The sequence below is a fragment of the Pseudomonas sp. NPDC089569 genome (assembly GCF_050280625.1).
Classification (GTDB): Bacteria; Pseudomonadota; Gammaproteobacteria; order Pseudomonadales; family Pseudomonadaceae; genus Aquipseudomonas.
Genome location: NZ_JBNNVQ010000208.1, coordinates 1 through 3,601 on the forward strand (window position 1 = coordinate 1; position 3,601 = coordinate 3,601).

Genomic DNA, 3,601 nt, shown 5'->3' on the forward strand with positions numbered 1-3,601 from the left:
TGAGATTGCGCTGACGCCGTCTTCCAGTACCGCTACTGCTTTTGTCAGTTGTGCCTGATAAGTCCTGATAACGATGGCCCTACTGCAGATCGCCGAACCCGGCCAAAGTCCTCAACCGCACCAGCGTCGCCTGGCTGTGGGGATTGACTTGGGCACTACCAATTCGCTGGTCGCTGCATTGCGCAGTGGTCTTTCCGAGCCGCTTGCCGACGCAGAAGGGCGGGTCATCCTGCCGTCTGCGGTGCGCTACCACGCCGACCGCGTCGAAGTGGGCGAATCGGCCAAGCTGGCTGCCTCCACCGACCCCCTGAACACCGTGCTGTCGGTCAAGCGCTTGATGGGTCGTGGTCTGTCCGACGTCAAGCAACTGGGTGAGCAACTGCCTTACCGCTTTGTCGGTGGCGAATCGCACATGCCGTTCATCGACACGGTTCAGGGGCCCAAAAGCCCGGTCGAAGTCTCCGCCGACATCCTCAAGGTCCTGCGCCAGCGCGCCGAAGCCACGCTGGGCGGTGAACTGGTGGGGGCGGTGATCACCGTTCCGGCCTATTTCGACGACGCTCAGCGTCAAGCCACCAAGGACGCGGCCAAGCTGGCCGGCCTCAACGTGCTGCGCCTGCTCAACGAGCCGACGGCGGCGGCGGTGGCTTATGGCCTGGATCAGCATGCCGAAGGCCTGGTCGCGATCTATGACCTGGGCGGCGGCACCTTCGATATTTCGATTCTGCGCCTGACCGGCGGTGTGTTCGAAGTCCTGGCTACCGGTGGCGACAGTGCCCTGGGTGGCGATGACTTCGACCACGCGATTGCTGGCTGGATCATTCAGGGCGCCGGTCTGTCCGCTGATCTGGATCCGGGCGCACAGCGCAATTTGCTGCAAACCGCCTGCGCGGCCAAGGAAGCCTTGACCGCTGCCACTGCCGTGGAAGTCGTTTATGGCGACTGGAAAGCCCAGCTGACCCGCGAAGCGTTCAATGCCCTCATCGAGCCGATGGTTGCCCGCAGCCTGAAGGCCTGTCGTCGTGCCGTTCGTGATTCCGGCGTCGAGCTGGACGAGGTTCACGCCGTGGTCATGGTGGGCGGTTCGACGCGCGTTCCACGGGTTCGAGAAGCCGTTGCCGAGGCCTTTGGCCGTCAGCCGCTGACCGAAATCGATCCGGATCAAGTGGTGGCCATCGGTGCCGCGATCCAGGCTGATACCCTGGCCGGCAACAAGCGCGACGGCAGCGAATTGCTGCTGCTGGATGTGATTCCGCTGTCCCTGGGGCTGGAAACCATGGGTGGCCTGATGGAAAAGGTGATTCCGCGCAACACCACCATCCCGGTTGCACGTGCCCAGGACTTCACCACTTACAAAGACGGCCAGTCGGCCATGGCCATTCACGTTTTGCAGGGCGAGCGCGAGCTGATCAGCGACTGCCGCTCGCTGGCACGCTTCGAGCTGCGTGGCATTCCGTCGATGGTGGCCGGTGCGGCGAAGATTCGCGTGACCTTCCAGGTCGATGCCGATGGTCTGCTCAATGTTTCGGCTCGCGAGCTGGGGTCGGGTGTCGAAGCCAGTATCCAGGTCAAGCCGTCCTACGGCCTGACCGACGGCGAAATCGCCAAAATGCTCAAGGATTCGTTCCAGCACGCCAACGATGACAAGGTTGCCCGTGTCCTGCGTGAACAGCAGGTCGATGCGCAGCGTCTGATCGAGGCCGTACAGGCGGCTCTGGAAGCCGACGGCGACCGCCTGCTCGACGCCGATGAGCGCATGGTCATCGAGCTGCAGGTGCAGGAACTGACCGAACTGATGAAAGGTACCGATGGTTACGCCATCGAGCAGCAGACCAAGCGTCTGTCGCAAGTGACCGATGCCTTTGCTGCCCGACGCCTGGATTCGACGGTGAAAGCCGCGCTGGCGGGGCGCAACCTGAATGAGATTGAGGAATAACGATGCCGCAGGTGATTTTTCTGCCACATGAAAAGTTTTGCCCCGAAGGCATGGTTGTGGAGGCTGAGCCCGGTACGTCCATCCTCGAACTGGCCCATGAACACCATATCGAGATGGAAAGTGCCTGTGGCGGCGTCTGTGCCTGCACCACCTGTCACTGCATCATTCGCGAGGGTTTCGATTCGCTGGAAGAGGCCGACGAGCTGGAGGAAGATTACCTCGACAAGGCCTGGGGGCTGGAGGCTCAGTCGCGCCTGGGCTGTCAGGCCAAGGTCGGGACTGAAGACCTGACCGTCGAAATTCCGAAGTACTCACTCAACCACGCAGCCGAAGCGCCGCACTGATTCAAGGAATTGTCATGAGTCTCATGTGGACTGATGTGCTGGAGATCGCGATCCAGCTGGCTGAAAGCAAGCCTGAAGTGGACCCTATGTCGGTCAACTTCGTCGATCTGCGCAAGTGGGTGATGGAATTGCCCGAGTTTGGCGACAACCCTGAGCATTGTGGCGAAAAGATCCTGGAGGCCATTCAGGCCCACTGGATCGAAGAACGCGACTGAGCCACGCCGCAGGTTAGGCAATACCCGAGAACCCGCGTATAATTCGCGGGTTTAATTTTTCGCACATTACCGTTTCTGGAGTTACACCATGGCTGTTCAACGTACTTTCTCCATCATCAAGCCTGACGCCGTTGCCAAGAACGTGATCGGCAAGATCACCACTCGTTTCGAAGATGCCGGCCTGCGCATCGTCGCTTCGAAAATCAAGCAACTGTCCAAAGCCGAAGCCGAAGGTTTCTACGCTGAGCACAAAGAGCGTGGCTTCTTCGCTGACCTGGTTGCTTTCATGACTTCCGGTCCGGTTGTCGTTCAGGTTCTGGAAGGCGAAAACGCTATCGCTCGCAACCGTGAACTGATGGGCGCTACCAACCCTAAAGAAGCTGCTGCCGGCACCATCCGTGCTGACTTCGCTGAGTCCATCGACGCCAACGCCGTACACGGTTCGGACTCCGAAGCCGCTGCCGCTCGCGAAATCGCGTACTTCTTCGCAGCTACCGAAGTAACCACTCGCTAAGCATTGGCTTAAAGAGTGAAGGTGAATCCATGACGACATCGACTGTTAAAACCAACCTGCTGGGTCTGACTCAACAGGAAATGGAAAAATTCTTCGACTCAATCGGGGAGAAGCGTTTCCGTGCCGGTCAGGTAATGAAATGGATTCACCACTTTGGCGTCGATGATTTCGATGCCATGACGAATGTCGGCAAGGCCTTGCGTGAAAAACTCAAGGCTGTTGCCGAGATTCGCGGTCCCGAAGTGGTCAGCGAGGACATTTCCAGCGACGGCACCCGTAAGTGGGTGGTGCGCGTGGCGTCCGGCAGCTGTGTCGAGACCGTGTACATTCCCCAGGCAAGCGCGGCACATTGTGCGTTTCGTCCCAGGCAGGCTGTGCCCTGGATTGCAGTTTCTGCTCCACCGGCAAGCAAGGCTTCAACAGCAACCTCACCGCCGCCGAAGTCATCGGCCAGGTGTGGATTGCCAACAAATCCTTTGGCAGCGTCCCGGCGACCGTCTCTCATACAGGATAATTTACAGTGGCGCGACAGCTTATGACGACGAAGCGACAGAATCTGTCGAGGGGGCGACGATGACCACCGATTCAGGAA

General features: G+C 59.5%; 4 protein-coding genes and 1 pseudogene. All 5 read left to right on the forward strand.

Features of this window, described 5'->3' with window-relative positions; genetic code table 11:
• The first annotated feature begins 73 nt into the window (after positions 1-73).
• Positions 74-1,936 carry a Fe-S protein assembly chaperone HscA gene (gene hscA, locus ACQKP2_RS32200; protein ID WP_427582297.1) on the forward strand — a complete coding sequence of 621 codons (1,863 nt, stop codon included), beginning with the start codon at positions 74-76 and terminating at the stop codon, positions 1,934-1,936.
• Positions 1,937-1,938: 2 nt separating this feature from the next.
• Positions 1,939-2,280 carry an ISC system 2Fe-2S type ferredoxin gene (fdx, locus tag ACQKP2_RS32205; RefSeq protein WP_427582298.1) on the forward strand — a complete coding sequence of 114 codons (342 nt, stop codon included), beginning with the start codon at positions 1,939-1,941 and terminating at the stop codon, positions 2,278-2,280.
• A 14-nt stretch (positions 2,281-2,294) separates the two neighbouring features.
• The gene (gene iscX, locus ACQKP2_RS32210; protein ID WP_427582299.1) at positions 2,295-2,495 is read left to right on the forward strand and encodes a Fe-S cluster assembly protein IscX; all 201 of its coding nucleotides are present in this window, start codon (positions 2,295-2,297) and stop codon (positions 2,493-2,495) included.
• A gap of 88 nt (positions 2,496-2,583) precedes the next feature.
• Positions 2,584-3,009, forward strand: a complete 426-nt coding sequence (ndk, locus tag ACQKP2_RS32215) for a nucleoside-diphosphate kinase (RefSeq protein WP_085724365.1) — start codon at positions 2,584-2,586, stop codon at positions 3,007-3,009.
• 29 nt (positions 3,010-3,038) lie between these two features.
• Positions 3,039-3,508: pseudogene (locus tag ACQKP2_RS32220) on the forward strand (23S rRNA (adenine(2503)-C(2))-methyltransferase RlmN); the annotation flags it as partial.
• Positions 3,509-3,601: the final 93 nt, after the last annotated feature.